The organism is Sulfuricurvum sp. (assembly GCF_049587615.1).
Lineage (GTDB): Bacteria > Campylobacterota > Campylobacteria > Campylobacterales > Sulfurimonadaceae > Sulfuricurvum.
In genome coordinates, this window is record NZ_JBAVEF010000050.1 from 67430 (window position 1) to 81581 (window position 14152).

Consider the following 14152-nt stretch of genomic DNA (forward strand, 5'->3'; position numbering starts at 1 on the left):
CGATATAGAGTTAAATTTATACACAATAGTCTAATCGCGTATTAATGAAGGTGCAATTCGCCGCCTTTTTGTGCATAAAGCATAAGAGAGGCGATATTGACCGTGCGGTCACCGATCCGCTCCAATTTGCGCAACGTTCCTAAGACATTGACGTATTCAACCGCGAGTTCATCCGCGTTGATAATGAGGGTAAGAAGTTCTTTTTCCATAATGGAGAAAAGATCGTCATTTTTAGACTCTTCGACCATTACTTTACGATAAACATCATCCGCGTCACATGTCTCCATCGTATTTAAACATTCAGTGATGTATTGTAACGCATGAATTGTTGTTTTGTGCAGCTGAATAATGGCATTGGTCAAAACAGACATGTCACATCCCCCCATACAGTGGTCATGGAGACGTTTGCTGTATTTTTTGAGACCGTCACCGATACGGTCGATTTCATTGGTCATTTTCAGATACGCCACCAACAGTCGCAATTCATCCGCTTCCGGACCGAAGAGGGCAAAGGTTTTGATGATTTCGTTATCGATTTTATTGGCATCGACTTGAATGTTTTTGATGTAGCTGCGAGAGGTTTCGTAGAGATCCAAGTCGTTGGTTTCAAATGCCTGGAGGGTCTCTTCGCTCGATTGGATGATTTGAGAGAGCATAACAGAGATCATTCCGCGGATTTCGTTTAATTTGTTTTCATAACGTGGTAGCATTGGTGTGCCTTTGATTAAATAATGGTGCGCGATTATAGCAATGGTTTATAACCGTGAGATTACAAAGAAATTTTTCTCATTGTAATCATATTGTTACCCGAAGCTTCTACAATACCGTCATCAAAAATTCCAAAAGGATTCCAGTATGTTTAAAAAAGCTACACAAGGTTTGGTTATCGCGGCGATCGCGGCAACTTCGATGATCGCAGCCGACAAAATCAGCGGCGCAGGTGCGACCTTCCCAGCCCCATGTTATTACGACTGGGCTTACAACTACCAAAAAGCGACTAAAACACGTGTGAACTACCAAGCAATCGGTTCAGGCGGAGGGATCAAACAAATCTCTGAGCGTGTTGTCGATTTCGGTGCAACCGATGCTCCGATGACTCCAAAAGAGTTGGATAAAGCAAAATTGACTCAGTTTCCTGCCGTTATCGGTTCGATCGTTGTAGCGCATAACCTTCCGGGTGTAGCGGATGAAAAATTGAAACTCAAAAACAGTGTTGTAGCCGATATCTTCGCCGGTAAAATCACTATGTGGAACGATCCTGCTATCGCTGCGGACAACGCGGGCGTTAAATTGCCGGCTGAAAAAATCATCGTGGCTCACCGTTCAGACGGGTCAGGGACTACGTATGTATTTACCGATTTCTTGAGCGATTCATCTAAAATGTGGAAAAGCAAATTCGGTATCGGTAAAGCAATCGGCTGGGCAACCGGTGTCGGCGGAAAAGGGAATGAAGGGGTAACCAACCTTATCAAACAAACCCCTTACTCTATCGGATACATCGAAAACGCCTATAAAGAGAAAAACAACCTTGCAGCCGCTACCTTGCAAACGGCAAGCGGTAAATGGGTAACGGCTACTAAAGCAAACTTTATGTCAGCGGTTAAACAAGCATCATGGAAAAAATCTGAACACTTTTACGGTTCATTGGTATCTCAAAAAGGGGACACTGCTTATCCTATCGTAGCGGCTACGTATATCCTTTTGCCAAAAGAGAAAGCGGAAACCAATGCACAGGTTATTCAATTCTTTGACTATGCATTCAAAAAAGGTGACAGCGCGGCTGAAAAACTCGGCTATATCCCACTTCCGGTGGAAACAACAAACCTTGTTCGCGAATACTGGGCAGAAACCAAATAAATTTTTCTTTCCTTCCCCTTTGGGGTGGGTACTTTTAAGCCCATTTTGTGTGTTTAAAAGTGCCTCAGGGCACGTTCATTCTCACTTCTTCTTCAAATCCTTAAGTTTTGCTCACCTTCCCTTGCGTATGCGTTTAGGTGAGTGTTTTCGGTTTTAAAATTTCCCCGTTTTTTATTCATTTTCCTTATCGTAACCATTTCGTAATGTAACAATCACGTAATCAAACTTCTCTACAATGACACCACTAAAAAACAGGAGTGATTCTTATGAAAAAAGTTGCATTATCTGCCCTTGCTGCGGCGATGATCAGTGGTGTTGCATCGGCTGATGCATTGACCCTTTACAGTGATCCGAAAACAGGACAAGTCTACACGACTCCGGCTGAAGGCCGTGTTGAGATGGGCGACTTCGTTGATGCGAAAACTGTTGATATGTCTGACCGTGAAATCGAATCAGGTTTTGCAGAGTACAAAGATGCGATGAAAAAATATACCAACGTTACTTCTAAAGCGAAAAAAATCGAATTTAGCGGTACGCATTATCTTGGGTACACAAGCACAAACCCAGATACTACAACATCTGTGACAGGTGGCGATACAGCAAAATATTCTGATAGTTCAGCAGGTTTTGAAATGCGCCGTAACTACGTTCAAGTAAAAGCCTATTTTAACGATAAGGACTATTTCCGTGTAACCATGGATGCAACAAAAGAGTTAACTTCTTCTGAAACAGCATCTTCGACTACAACTACAACACTTAAAGAAAGTGCTACAACTGGAGATTTAAACGGAGATGGTGATACAACAGATACTTTTACCGGAACTTCAAGTACTTCAACAACAGTACCACGAAACGGGTATGCTAACGTATTTGTAAAATACGCCTACCTTTATTTGGATGAAATCCTCCCTTATACCGGTGTTGAAGCGGGTATCGCTCACCGTCCATGGATCGATTACGAAGAGCATAATGCTTGGTACTACCGTTCATTTAACAAAGTTGTTATTGAAGAAAAAGGGACAGGTACTGAAACGGGTGTTGACCTTGTAAACTCAGCTGACTTCGGTATGAACTTTAAAACAAAAACAGATGTGTTCTCTTCTGAAATTGGTATCTTCAACGGTGAGGGTTACCATGCGGATAAAGCGGCAGCTAACCAAAAATACAGTGGTGATATGTCACTTGAATGGCGTTTGACGGCTCACTTGCTTGGTAGTGGTACAAAAGTAAGTAAAAATGATCGTGTGAAAGATACTTATGCACACCTTTCAACATTTGGGTTAATGTCTAAAAATCACAAAGACGATAGTGCAACATTGGATCAAACTAGTACAAGTGCATTAAAAGGTGAATATGACCGTAATTTCTATGGTATCCATGCCGTTTATAACCAGCCGGAATTCTTGATCGCAGCGCAATATGTTACTGCTGAAGACAAAGGTCAAGATCAGGCGACTGCTAGTAACTGGGGTAAACGTGAATACGATGTATTTTCTGTGAATGCTGAAATCCGTCCAATTCAAGACTGGACCGTTATCGGACGTTATGATGATTATAAAATTGACGATACTAAAGTGGATGGTAGTGCTCTGAGCTCGAGTGTTGAAGGAACAAAAATCATTGCTGGTGTAGCTTATAAAATGAATAAAAATGTGAGCTTTATTGGTTCAGCTAAATGGGCTGATGAAGAATATACCGCAGGAAGTCTTGCTGGATTCGATACTGGTGAATCGAAAACAGTGTATCAATTGACTACCGAAGTTAAATGGTAATCTTTTAACCCTTCATTTTCTCCTTCTTCTCCCGCACAGTGCGGGAGTCCCATTCTCCTTCATCCCTTTTTCGCTACAATATACTCCATATCAATCTAAGAGCACCCTCATTATGATTCCTGTCAATTTAATATTTACCATTGTTGGGTTATCGTTTGTTTTAATCCTGTTAGTCTCGCTTTACGTTTGGGGCAATAAACGTAAAGCGGTATCAGTCGCCCCGGCGAGTATCGAAACCTTTGAATCGCTCAGCGCCATTATCAACAACCCCTCATCCGGCAGCGCGGCGTTAACGTATGCCGTCGAGATGATCCTAAGCCGTTTCGGAACGATTACACCTCACAGCGTGGGCAGCTACAAACATTTGATTCAATCGCTGTGCGTTCATCCCCGAACCGATTCGAAACTCATACTCCGATTTGAAAAAACATTGCGGGTGAACAATCCGCCGTTCTCCCATGAGATTGAAAAAGCACTGGCGGCAGGATTGGCGGCCAGAGGGTAGGTTTATCGGAGTTTATAGGCGATCGGAACGGTAATACGGACACTTTTGGAGGGTTTTGGAAATTCGCTCGCGGAGTTCTCGATGAGGCTGCGTGCTGCCTCGTCGAGGAGTTCAAATCCGGAGCTTTGGGTGATGGTGATTTGGCTCACTTCGCGGTTGGTTCCGAGGGTAAAGGTGACGCTGGTCTCCCCTTGCTGTTTTAGACGCAGGGCATTTTTAGGGTATTTGAGCCGTTCCGCTAAAATAGCGCGAATACGCCCTAAGTTCTCTTCCTCATAATTTTCTTGGGCTTTTGGTGGCGGAGGTGGTGCTTTTGGTACGGTCACGGGCGCTGCTTCGGAAGCTTTTGGGAGTGCTGCGGGAGGAGTAACCGTCGGAATATTCTGAGGTGTCGGTACAGTCGGGTTGCTTTGGGCAATCACGCGCGGTTTGGGCGGCGTGATGATACGCGGCGTTTCGGGTTTGGGAATGGGGATTGGTTCCGCTGTTTTCGGCGAAGGCTCGGATAGCGGTGCTTCGGGAACAATCACGGCAGGGGAGTGGAGCAAAATTTTCAGGGTAATTTTCTCAGGCGGTATCGGCAGAGCTGTGCGCACCACGCTGAATGCTCCGATCGCCAGAGTAATAATAGTGATGTGAATCCCTATCGAGAGGGCGAGAGATTTGGTGGGGCGCACGTGTTCCAACGTCAATTAGAGTTTGACTTCTACTTTGGCCGCTGAGCGGAGAGAGTCCGTCGTTTTATTCATATGGGCTTTGAATTTTTCCACTTTTATAAATTGGGTAATCTCTTTTTTCACTTGCTCGTAGGTAAGTTTTTTATCCCCTTGTTTCATTTTGTCACCGTTGGCATCGTAGAATGCTTTTGTCTCTTTATCGGTCACGGTGATTTTGTTCATTTGCTGTTTCATCCACATATCAACCGCCAAATCATCTTTAATTGCCGCATATTTGGCTTTGAACGCAGGGGTACTTTGAATCCCGCTTTTGAGTACTTGATCTTTGATCAGGGTTTGGTTGACCAGTTGCTCGACGACTTGGCGTTTCATCTTCGCATCGAGTTTCTCATAACTCATTCCCGGAAGCGCTTTTGACATGAATGCGTTGGCATCGTTGGTGGTGATGGCTTTACCGTTTACGGTAGCGAGTGTAGCAGGTGCGGCAAATGCACATGAAGCACTTAAAATAAGTGAAGTGAAAGCAAGAGAAAATCGCATAGGGTTCCTTTAGGAAAATAATTAAAGATATTATAGTGAGGTTTGGTTATTAAAATGTTAATGAAGAAAGAAAAGTGGGGAATACTACTGGTGGACCCTAGCGGGATCGAACCGCTGACCTCGTCGCTGCCAGCGACGCGCTCTCCCAGCTGAGCTAAGGGCCCAAAGATGTTTGGAGCAGAATTATACGTTGAGAGCTCTTAAAAGTCAATGCGGAGTAAAAAGGGTGTTTTAGGGATAAAGTTTTGTTCGTGTCGTGTCGATATAGAGAGTATGAAAAAATTAGCCCTGATAATGATGTTTAGTGTCGCAAGTGTAGTGTTGAGTGCGGAGGAATATACGATTCAAACGATCAGCGCTCTCAAAGAGAGTTCGATCACTCCGGCATTTGAAAAAAAAGTGCAAAAAAGTGCACTCTCTTCGGCCCAGAAAAAAGAGGGGAACTGTAACATTGTAACGGTGGGCAGTTATCCAACTCCTAAAGCGGCTACGTCGGACATTCAAAAAGCAAAAGCGATTAGTAAAGATGCTTTTGTCCGTCCCACCAATCGGACTGTACCCCAAGTATGCCTGGGTAAAAACAATACACATACAACCGCCCTACAGGATACCAATCCGTCAGCTGTTGAATCTAAACAAGATGCTGTTGCCCTAAAAGAGAACACAGCGGCTGCGAAAGTAGTGCAGGAAACGTCACAGTCTGCTTTGAGCGCCAAAGTGCAACCATGCGTAAAGGGCTTAACCGCGGTCTATCTCTGCGATCGAAACCTCGCCCGTAAAAGTGATATTCACGAGGCGATTGAATATTACAAAAACTCTCCATACCACTCTTTTCAACCGATAGCGCTGCAGAAATAAAGAGTCTTACGGCTCTTTATTCATTGCGCTATAAAGACAATCCAAATCAATTTTATGTATTTTTTTCGCTTCGACATGAAGTGCTTCGAGCAGTTCGGATGAATTTTCGCCGTTAGACGGGTAGCATACCGCGCAGGAGGGGATGGATACGGTGAAAAGATCTTCGATCATCCGTTTTACGATACCACATCCGTACCGATCAGTATACGGCATTACGAAAAAGTAATAATGTTCGCAATGGACGATGGAATCGGAAGTGCGAAGAAGGCTTGGAAGATTCATATCGATTAATGTTTGCGAAACCTTTGAAAAGTCGCAAAATAAAATCGTAAAACTCTCTGAACGATTTTCATCCAATCGATCTGATATCCCGATGTTGAGATCGATCAACGATGAAAAATTGTAAAATGAAAACATTACTCCCGCCATCCCGGCTCCTTAGAAAAAATCTTCCTGTAGTATAACGTAAAGTTTTATCTTCAGATTAAATCGGCAAATCGAAAAAGTAGGCCAATCCGTAATAGACACTGTAGAGACCGTAAATGAGGATCGCTAACGCCGCAATGCGGTTCATGGTTTGACGAAATGCGATCTCTTTGAAAAAGCTCACCGATTGCCCAAGGGCAAGGAGTGTCGGGACGGTGGCCAGACCGAACGCCGCCATAATCAATCCTCCTTCAAGGATAGATGCCGAAGCCGCTGCTTTTGCCGCGAAGAAAAAGACAAACCCGCATGGGAAAAAGCCGTTCATTACCCCTAAGGCGAAAAAACTTCCGATGCTTTTACTTTTGATAAGGCGGGAAAAGAGGGTTTTAAAGAGGGGATTGGTGGAAAAAGAGCGTTCCAGAATATGGATCAGTTTGGAGAGACCGAACATCCCCAGTGCCGTGATGATCATCACAAGCCCGGCAAAGATGAACAAGGCTCCGTGCATCTCCATGCTCAGGGCGAACAGCGCTCCGATAGCGCCAAAAATCATCCCCAGAATGACATACGAACTGACACGCCCGAGGTTATACGCTCCGTGACGGATGAGTTGCGCACCACGAGACATTGAGGCATCGATTTTGGTGGAGCTGTAGGCGACGATAAATCCTCCGCACATCCCGATGCAGTGGCCGAAGCTCCCGGCAAATGCTATGGAAATAATCAACCACCATTCGATTGAATACATAAAACTCCTTTGTCGTTTTTATACGCTATTGGAACGCGTCCCCATTAGCTACGCTAACGCTGAGTTTCCCTCGGCGGGAAGCCCACGCACACCTGTGTGCTTCTAAATATTAATTATTCTTCTAAAAAATATTAATAGTGTAAATTTTTTTTGTTACAACCGTGTTAAGACTTAACATAATTTTAACAGTTCTATGAAACAATAGCACGAAATGATTTAAAGGATTTGTGTATGAAAAAAGTTCTACTCTCTTTGGCCGCTTTTGTGGCCGTGGCAAGTGCTGATCAGCTGGTCAACTTAAAAATCGATGGGATGATGTGTCCTGCCTGTGTCAAAAATGTAAAAGGCTCTTTAAATGATGTCAAAGGGGTTAAAGATACGAGTGTTTATCTCAAAGAAGGGCGCGCAGAAGTGAAAGCCGCAGACGGCACCAAAGCTGAAGCGATGTGCGACGCGGTTAAAAAAGCGGGTTACGGCTGTTCGGTCGCTAAATAAAATATTTTTGGGCATCGTTGCGGCTGAGATCGCTAACGGTGCTGAGTGCAACTCCTCCGAAATCCAGTGTTTGTTCCCCTTCAAAGCCCGCTTTACAATAGGCTAACACCAGTTTAGCCGCTAACACTCGGTCGTTATTACTCGCGTTTTGTGAGAGCATCGCATGCGGTCCTACGAGTTCGGTAGAAAGGTGGATATATTTTGGGTTCTCGATCGCTTCTAACACCGCGTTATCTTCCGCATTGCGTCCGATGATAAGTTTTGCCCCTTCGGGAAGGCGAAGCTGACGACCGTATTTGAGGGTCGGGATATCGGCGACTTCAAACGTATCATGGGCGATAAAATCGCGAATTTTGTTGGAAAAATTTTCATCCGTGAGCAGACACCCTCCACCCGGTGCTTCATAATCTTTAAGGCCAAATTGTTCTGCCAGTTCCATTTGGCGCTCACGATTGCGTCCACTGATATTTTCGAGTTTTTCACGATCAACCCATCCGTTGATCTCGGGAAGCGTCGGTTCGAGCGATTTGGCACTCATCGGGCGTAGAAGGAGGCCGTCACAGTTGCTGAGGTTCAGTACTTTATCGAGCGATTCACGATTTTGGCTCATTGGCCGTTGACCAAGGACCTCTCCGCTGATCAGGAAACTCGCTCCCCACTCTTCCATCTTCCGTTTGGCCACTTCAAACATCTTGGCATGGCAGTCGATACAAGGGTTGAAGTTTTTGCCGTAGCCGTATTTGGGGGTAAAAAGTACCTCTTTGATGTATTCATCGCGGATGTCGACACTCCGAAACTCGGCGCCTACCTGTTCACACATATTTTTCATATGGGTAAGACGGTCTTTGGTTGAACCGAATCCGGTGTTTATGTTGCAGGCGATGACTTCGATCCCTTGATCAATGATCAGTTTCATTGCGAGAGTTGAGTCGAGTCCGCCGCTGAAGAGGGCTATAGCTTTCATAAAGTAGTCCTTTATTATGTAATAATTATCTCTCAAACATCCTTATCAGAGCCGCGCGCAAAGCAGCAGTGCGAGAGTCGCGCAGGCGATTTGTTTGAGAGATGAGGTTTTTTGGTACTTTTTTACCGGAACAAAAAAGTAATAACGTATTAACTTAACGGCACGAGTTCACCCCGCTTGAGGCGTTCAATTTTATCCCGAAATTGACGTATTAAATACGACTTTTGATCGAATGATACCGTATTTTGGGTGGTTACTTTTTTGAGCTCACGATTATAATGGGCACTCAAGAAAGTAATAAGTTCCAGTTTTAGCCCTTCATCTCCCTCAAATACCCGAATCCGATCGTCCATCATGAGGGCACTTAGTCGGGGATCATCCAAACGCCCCTGAAGAGCTGCTTCAAATTCGCTTCCATGGTATTGGAGAATGGACGCATCGATAAAATCGAGCAGGGTGTCAGTGATATGGGGGCGTTCGATGAGCGTCTTGATAAAGCTCAGCTCCCAAATGTCATGATGGGAAAAATTGATCGGTTGGGCAGCACTCTTTTTAGTGTGTCCCAGGGGGACCAGAGAGGGGGAAATCCCGAGCTTTGATGCGACGAGAGGACGGTACTCTTCTTGGAGTAGGGGGGAGAGGGTTTTGAGAAAACCGATGCTCTCATGCAGAGCGCTCTCTTTGGCTTTTGGGTCTTGAAGATTGTAATTCTCCATCATTTCGGAGATAACGAACTCGATAAAGGGGATCGGACGGTGCAGCAGGGCGTTAAGTGCTTCGATTTGACCGTTTTTAATCATATCGGCAGGATCCAGTCCCCCTTCGAACAAGACCACACCCCCATCAAACCCCGACATACTCAAAAGTTTTGAGGCTTTAAAGGCGGCGGCACGTCCCGCTTTGTCTCCGTCATACGCCAAAAAGATTTTGGGTTCCCCTTTGCGCAGCAGCGGCAGATGCTCGGCCGTCAGAGCTGTGCCCAGTGTTGCGACGGCATGGGTAAAACCCGCCTGATGGAGCATCACGACGTCCAAATACCCTTCGGTGACGATGATCTCGCGGCGGCGGTAGATGGCCTCTCGGGCGAGGTGATAGGCGTACAACAGACGCGATTTGTTGAAAATAGCGCTTTGTGGGGAGTTGACATACTTTGCCTGATGTCCCGTAATCGTTCGTCCCCCGAATCCGACAATGGAGCCGCTGGTGGAGTGGATCGGAAAGGTGATCCGCTCGATGAATCGGGCAAAGAGGCGCCCGTCATCCCCCCGTCCGATGGCCCCTTGTTCGATCGCTTCGGTGCTAGAGAGTTTGCGTTGTTCCAAAAAACGGAGGGTTTCCGGGGATGTCGGGGCGTATCCGATACCGAAACGCTCGATGCTGGAGGCATAAATCCCTCGCTCATGGAGATACTCATGTGCTGTGCGGTTTTGCTCCAGAAGTTTTTGGTACCACTCATTGAGGGTTTCCAGGAGATTGGAGCGTTTTTTCTGTTTCGTATCGTCGGTGTAATGGAGGGTGAAATTGTTCGTTGCGGCTAGTTTTTCGATTGCTTCGGGATAGTTGAGTTTCTCATACTCCATGACAAACTTGATGCTGTCACCATGGACGCCGCATCCGAAACAGTGGTAGCTTTGGCGCGCGGGATTGACGACAAAACTGGGAGACTTCTCATCGTGAAACGGGCAAGGTGCTTTGAAGCTGCTTCCGGCACGTTTGAGCTCGATGTAGGAGCCGACGATATCAACAATATCAAGTCGGGCTTTGAGAGCCTCAATGGAGTCTTGGGTAATCATAGGTTTATTTTAGCGTAACGGTGCTTTGGTTTTGATGGCGTTTTGAATACATCTATGCTATAATTCCAATTCGAAAAATTTTAAATAGAAAGTAGGTGATGTGAATGCCTGGTATCGTTCTTAGACAAGATGATAACTTTGATGCTGCTTACCGCCGTTTCAAGAAACAAACAGATCGTAATCTGATTGTTACTGAAGCCCGTGCTCGTCGTAACCATGTTACAGAGACTGAAAAACGTAAACAGTTCAAAATCAGCGCTCGCAAAAAGATGTTAAAACGTTTGTATATGATGCGACGTTACGAATCTCGCCTGTAATTCCTCGCGCTTTGGCGCTTGGGTTACAACCCTCTTCTCCTCAACTTTTCCCTCTGTAACAAAACCTTTACTAACCCTATGCTAAACTTAGTATAACAATTTTTGCACAAGGCTATATTATGCTCTTTAGCGCACCTCTCAAAAGCAATTCCAAAAAAATCATGTTGTTAGGCTCCGGCGAGCTCGGTAAAGAAGTAGCAATCGAGGCACAGCGTCTCGGGATCGAAGTCGTTGCGGTAGACCGTTATCCTCATGCCCCTGCCCATTTGGTTGCAAACCGTTCTCATGTGGTGAATATGCAGGATAAAGAGGCCGTACTCAAACTGATCCGTAAAGAGAAACCCGATTACATTCTTCCTGAGATCGAAGCGATCAGCATCGATGCGCTTTTTGCTGCCGAAGCGGAAGGGTTTTGTGTTATCCCCAATGCCGAAGCGGTTAACAAAACGATGAACCGTAAAAATATCCGCCGTTTTGCCGCGGAGGAGTTAGGACTTAAAACCAGTCGTTATCATTTTGTGAGTACGTATGAAGATATGTGCGCCGCAGCGGAAGATGTCGGATTCCCGTGTGTTATCAAACCGGTTATGAGTTCATCGGGTCACGGACAAAGTATCGCGCATAGCCCATTTGATTTGGAAAACTCATGGGAAATTGCCAAAGAGGCACGCGGCGATGCGAGCGAACTGATCGTCGAGGAGTTTATCCGTTTTGATTACGAAATTACTTTGCTCACTGCCCGTAACGGTAACGAGACGGTATTTTGTGAGCCGATCGGCCATATCCAAAAAGACGGCGATTACATCTACAGCTGGCAGCCGATGGAGATGTCCAAAAAAGCGCTCAAACGTTCTCAAAAGATTGCCAAAGCGATTACCGACGGATTGGGCGGCAAAGGGTTGTTCGGTGTTGAACTGTTTGTAGCGGGAGATGAGGTTTATTTCAGCGAAGTGAGTCCGCGCCCGCACGATACCGGGATGGTAACCCTCATTACTCAAAGTCAAAGCGAGTTTGCCCTTCATATACGTGCTGTTTTAGGACTGCCTCTCGGATTTACCTTTTACGGCGCGGGTGCGAGTGCGGCATTCAAATCGACAGTTGAATCGCATGAACCGGTGATCGATGTCGCCGATGAGTTGTTTGATGATAACAGTTTTGTCCGTGTCTTCGGTAAACCCGAAGCGCATGTCGGACGTCGTATGGCGGTGGTGTTGGTATTTGACAAAGTGAACAAAGCGATGAAAAAAGCGAAAAAATTGATCAAAAAGATACAAGACGCATAGCCTCGTCATTCCCGCGTAGGCGGGAATCCAGCTAAAATATAAAGATGGATCCCCGGGTCAAGCCCGAGGATGACGGAGAAAAAATGAAGATTGTAATTTTAGATGCACTAACCTACGGTGATACTTCGTTAGCAGGTTTTAATGCGTTAGGCGAAGTAACAGCGTATGCAACGACATCTGCTGATGAGACGGCAGAGCGTGTCCGTGATGCTGAAGTGATTGTTACTAACAAAGTGGTTATCAACGATGCCGTAATGGCAACAGCCCCGAATCTCAAGCTCATCTGTGTGGCGGCGACGGGGATGAATAATATCGATCATGAGGCGGCGGCACGTCATGGAATCAGCGTCAAAAACGTGGCAGGCTATTCGACCGATGCGGTCGTACAGCACACGTTTTCGATGTTGTTTTACCTGATGGGTCAGAGTCGTTATTATGACGAGTACGTTAAAAGCGGATCATGGCAGAAGGAAGCGGTATTTGCTCATATCGGTCCCTCGTTCAGCGAACTTCGCGGAAAAACCTGGGGGATCATCGGACTGGGTGAAATCGGTCGCGGTGTGGCGAACATTGCCCGTGCGTTTGGTGCAAACGTCTGTTATTACTCGACATCGGGGAAAAATGAGAACACTGATTACGAGAAAACGACACTGAGCCGTTTGATCGAGAACAGCGATATCATCTCTATCCATGCACCGCTGAACCGATCGACGGAGAATCTCATCTCTCACTCCGAACTGTTGCAGATGAAAGACGGTGCGGTATTGTTGAATCTCGGACGGGGAGGAATCGTCGATGAGGATGCCCTTTCGGTCATCATCGATGTCAAACCGATTTTTGTGGGACTCGATGTCCTTTCAAAAGAGCCAATGAAAACACCCCATCCTCTGTTGGGGGTAAAACACTCAGAACGCCTCTATATTACTCCCCATATCGCATGGACGTCACGGGAAGCGAGAGAGCGGTTGATCGCCACTACGATCGAAAATATCAAAACATTTGTAACAGCGTAGGTAAAATCAGCGCGATTCCTAAGAATACGACGGAGGTTGTAAATACCTCCACGGTCACAGTTCGAGGGGCACAGTTATAGAGCGAGGCGAGGTTCACGTTTGCTACCGCTAGCGGGACGATCAACTCTAAAAATAAAATCCCCTTCACCATCGGATCCATCTCCACTAACCCTAACACACCAAATGCGATGACGGGTATCAAAATAAATTTCGTTCCGTTGACCCATGCGGTCAGACGCAGATCGATTTCACCTAATTTAATGCCGTAGAGATAAATCCCAAACAATACGAGCTGCATCGTCATCGACGCATATGCCCCCATCATGAGGGTTTTATCGACCGCAGGGCTGGGAACATATCCGATGAGATTCAGTGCGATGGCGACCATTGCCGCCCAAAGAACGGGGAGTTTGAGGATATTGAGAAGCGATCCGCGGACACTGAATTCTCCGCGTGAGTAATAAAATACGCCGATCGTATAGACCACGAAAACGTTGACAAGGTTGATAAGGGTGGTGTAGGGGATACTCTCTTCACCAAAGAGGGCAATTCCCAGTGGAATCCCAAGGTTTCCTGTATTGCCGATCAATGCGGCGACAGTGGCAATGGAACGTTCTTTCGTGTCGTTGAATAACATCCGTGCCAATGGAATCATCAGTAGCAATGAGAGCAGTGTGATTCCCAGATAGAGGGTAGGGGCAAATATCAGCTCCGTATCGATAGGGCGTTTGAGTAGCCCCCAAAAGGTCAAAAATATCTGTAAAAAATAGACACTGAGGAGGGTAATAGTACGGTCATCGATTTTTTCTTTGAAGGTCCATTTAGCACCGAAACCGACAGCGATAAAGAGGTAAATACCCATAATGGAGAATAAAGTTTGCATAGTTTATTTTATCTAAAAAAT

At 45.8% G+C, this 14152-nt stretch carries 16 protein-coding genes and 1 tRNA gene; 8 read left to right on the forward strand and 9 right to left on the reverse strand.

All coding sequences use genetic code 11. The features are described 5' to 3' along the window. Positions 1 to 41: 41 nt before the first annotated feature. Positions 42 to 710 carry a phosphate signaling complex PhoU family protein gene (locus WB308_RS08855; protein ID WP_424190895.1) on the reverse strand — a complete coding sequence of 223 codons (669 nt, stop codon included), beginning with the start codon at positions 708 to 710 and terminating at the stop codon, positions 42 to 44. Positions 711 to 855: 145 nt separating this feature from the next. Between WB308_RS08855 and pstS the strand changes: the two genes are divergently transcribed. The 3 genes from pstS (at position 856) to WB308_RS08870 (ending at position 4134) form a co-directional block, all read left to right on the forward strand. Further along, positions 856 to 1857 (forward strand): phosphate ABC transporter substrate-binding protein PstS, encoded by a 1002-nt coding sequence (gene pstS, locus WB308_RS08860; protein WP_424190896.1) that lies wholly within the window; start codon positions 856 to 858, stop codon positions 1855 to 1857. Positions 1858 to 2123: 266 nt separating this feature from the next. Continuing rightward, positions 2124 to 3629 (forward strand): hypothetical protein, encoded by a 1506-nt coding sequence (locus WB308_RS08865; RefSeq protein ID WP_424190897.1) that lies wholly within the window; start codon positions 2124 to 2126, stop codon positions 3627 to 3629. A gap of 112 nt (positions 3630 to 3741) precedes the next feature. Beyond that, positions 3742 to 4134 carry a hypothetical protein gene (locus WB308_RS08870; RefSeq protein ID WP_424190898.1) on the forward strand — a complete coding sequence of 131 codons (393 nt, stop codon included), beginning with the start codon at positions 3742 to 3744 and terminating at the stop codon, positions 4132 to 4134. Between the two features lie 2 nt (positions 4135 to 4136). Here the strand turns inward: WB308_RS08870 and WB308_RS08875 are convergent, their stop codons facing one another. The 3 genes from WB308_RS08875 to WB308_RS08885 form a co-directional block, all read right to left on the reverse strand. Further along, entirely contained in the window at positions 4137 to 4811 is a 675-nt protein-coding gene (locus tag WB308_RS08875) for a TonB family protein (RefSeq protein ID WP_424191020.1), read from the reverse strand. 15 nt (positions 4812 to 4826) lie between these two features. Next, positions 4827 to 5351, reverse strand: a complete 525-nt coding sequence (locus WB308_RS08880; protein ID WP_424190899.1) for a hypothetical protein — start codon at positions 5349 to 5351, stop codon at positions 4827 to 4829. A gap of 88 nt (positions 5352 to 5439) precedes the next feature. Next, positions 5440 to 5515, reverse strand: a tRNA-Ala gene (locus tag WB308_RS08885). Between the two features lie 109 nt (positions 5516 to 5624). Between WB308_RS08885 and WB308_RS08890 the strand changes: the two genes are divergently transcribed. After that, positions 5625 to 6209 carry a hypothetical protein gene (locus WB308_RS08890; protein WP_424190900.1) on the forward strand — a complete coding sequence of 195 codons (585 nt, stop codon included), beginning with the start codon at positions 5625 to 5627 and terminating at the stop codon, positions 6207 to 6209. A 6-nt stretch (positions 6210 to 6215) separates the two neighbouring features. Here the strand turns inward: WB308_RS08890 and WB308_RS08895 are convergent, their stop codons facing one another. After that, a complete protein-coding gene (locus WB308_RS08895) occupies positions 6216 to 6638 on the reverse strand; it encodes a hypothetical protein (RefSeq protein ID WP_424190901.1) in 423 nt (140 codons plus the stop codon). 55 nt (positions 6639 to 6693) lie between these two features. Then, a complete protein-coding gene (locus tag WB308_RS08900) occupies positions 6694 to 7383 on the reverse strand; it encodes a sulfite exporter TauE/SafE family protein (RefSeq protein WP_424190902.1) in 690 nt (229 codons plus the stop codon). Between the two features lie 231 nt (positions 7384 to 7614). Here WB308_RS08900 and WB308_RS08905 point away from each other — a divergent pair, with 231 nt between their 5' ends. Then, positions 7615 to 7878 carry a cation transporter gene (locus WB308_RS08905; protein WP_424190903.1) on the forward strand — a complete coding sequence of 88 codons (264 nt, stop codon included), beginning with the start codon at positions 7615 to 7617 and terminating at the stop codon, positions 7876 to 7878. Here WB308_RS08905 and WB308_RS08910 read toward each other — a convergent pair. Together WB308_RS08910 and dnaG are read right to left on the reverse strand one after the other, a co-directional pair. Beyond that, the gene (locus tag WB308_RS08910; protein WP_424190904.1) at positions 7871 to 8842 is read right to left on the reverse strand and encodes an argininosuccinate synthase domain-containing protein; all 972 of its coding nucleotides are present in this window, start codon (positions 8840 to 8842) and stop codon (positions 7871 to 7873) included. The two genes, WB308_RS08905 and WB308_RS08910, sit on opposite strands and share 8 nt — an antisense overlap. Positions 8843 to 8991: 149 nt before the next feature. Then, complete coding sequence (dnaG, locus tag WB308_RS08915; protein WP_424190905.1) at positions 8992 to 10635, reverse strand: DNA primase; 1644 nt, start codon at positions 10633 to 10635, stop codon at positions 8992 to 8994. A gap of 104 nt (positions 10636 to 10739) precedes the next feature. On the opposite strand from dnaG, the gene rpsU reads away from it, so the two are divergent. From rpsU to WB308_RS08930, 3 genes are all read left to right on the forward strand, one after another. Beyond that, the gene (gene rpsU, locus WB308_RS08920) at positions 10740 to 10952 is read left to right on the forward strand and encodes a 30S ribosomal protein S21 (protein WP_015652475.1); all 213 of its coding nucleotides are present in this window, start codon (positions 10740 to 10742) and stop codon (positions 10950 to 10952) included. Between the two features lie 119 nt (positions 10953 to 11071). Then, entirely contained in the window at positions 11072 to 12235 is a 1164-nt protein-coding gene (purT, locus tag WB308_RS08925) for a formate-dependent phosphoribosylglycinamide formyltransferase (RefSeq protein ID WP_424190906.1), read from the forward strand. 83 nt (positions 12236 to 12318) lie between these two features. Further along, positions 12319 to 13248 carry a D-2-hydroxyacid dehydrogenase gene (locus WB308_RS08930; RefSeq protein ID WP_424190907.1) on the forward strand — a complete coding sequence of 310 codons (930 nt, stop codon included), beginning with the start codon at positions 12319 to 12321 and terminating at the stop codon, positions 13246 to 13248. Here the strand turns inward: WB308_RS08930 and WB308_RS08935 are convergent. Beyond that, complete coding sequence (locus WB308_RS08935) at positions 13226 to 14131, reverse strand: AEC family transporter (protein WP_424190908.1); 906 nt, start codon at positions 14129 to 14131, stop codon at positions 13226 to 13228. The genes WB308_RS08930 and WB308_RS08935 overlap by 23 nt on opposite strands. Positions 14132 to 14152 lie beyond the last annotated feature (21 nt).

Coding starts and splice junctions, on each gene's coding strand:
- WB308_RS08855 (WP_424190895.1), bottom strand. CDS start 710: ATGCTACCACGTTATGAAAACAAATTAAACGAAATCCGCGGAATGATC.
- pstS (WP_424190896.1), top strand. CDS start 856: ATGTTTAAAAAAGCTACACAAGGTTTGGTTATCGCGGCGATCGCGGCA.
- WB308_RS08865 (WP_424190897.1), top strand. CDS start 2,124: ATGAAAAAAGTTGCATTATCTGCCCTTGCTGCGGCGATGATCAGTGGT.
- WB308_RS08870 (WP_424190898.1), top strand. CDS start 3,742: ATGATTCCTGTCAATTTAATATTTACCATTGTTGGGTTATCGTTTGTT.
- WB308_RS08880 (WP_424190899.1), bottom strand. CDS start 5,351: ATGCGATTTTCTCTTGCTTTCACTTCACTTATTTTAAGTGCTTCATGT.
- WB308_RS08890 (WP_424190900.1), top strand. CDS start 5,625: ATGAAAAAATTAGCCCTGATAATGATGTTTAGTGTCGCAAGTGTAGTG.
- WB308_RS08895 (WP_424190901.1), bottom strand. CDS start 6,638: ATGGCGGGAGTAATGTTTTCATTTTACAATTTTTCATCGTTGATCGAT.
- WB308_RS08900 (WP_424190902.1), bottom strand. CDS start 7,383: ATGTATTCAATCGAATGGTGGTTGATTATTTCCATAGCATTTGCCGGG.
- WB308_RS08905 (WP_424190903.1), top strand. CDS start 7,615: ATGAAAAAAGTTCTACTCTCTTTGGCCGCTTTTGTGGCCGTGGCAAGT.
- WB308_RS08910 (WP_424190904.1), bottom strand. CDS start 8,842: ATGAAAGCTATAGCCCTCTTCAGCGGCGGACTCGACTCAACTCTCGCA.
- dnaG (WP_424190905.1), bottom strand. CDS start 10,635: ATGATTACCCAAGACTCCATTGAGGCTCTCAAAGCCCGACTTGATATT.
- rpsU (WP_015652475.1), top strand. CDS start 10,740: ATGCCTGGTATCGTTCTTAGACAAGATGATAACTTTGATGCTGCTTAC.
- purT (WP_424190906.1), top strand. CDS start 11,072: ATGCTCTTTAGCGCACCTCTCAAAAGCAATTCCAAAAAAATCATGTTG.
- WB308_RS08930 (WP_424190907.1), top strand. CDS start 12,319: ATGAAGATTGTAATTTTAGATGCACTAACCTACGGTGATACTTCGTTA.
- WB308_RS08935 (WP_424190908.1), bottom strand. CDS start 14,131: ATGCAAACTTTATTCTCCATTATGGGTATTTACCTCTTTATCGCTGTC.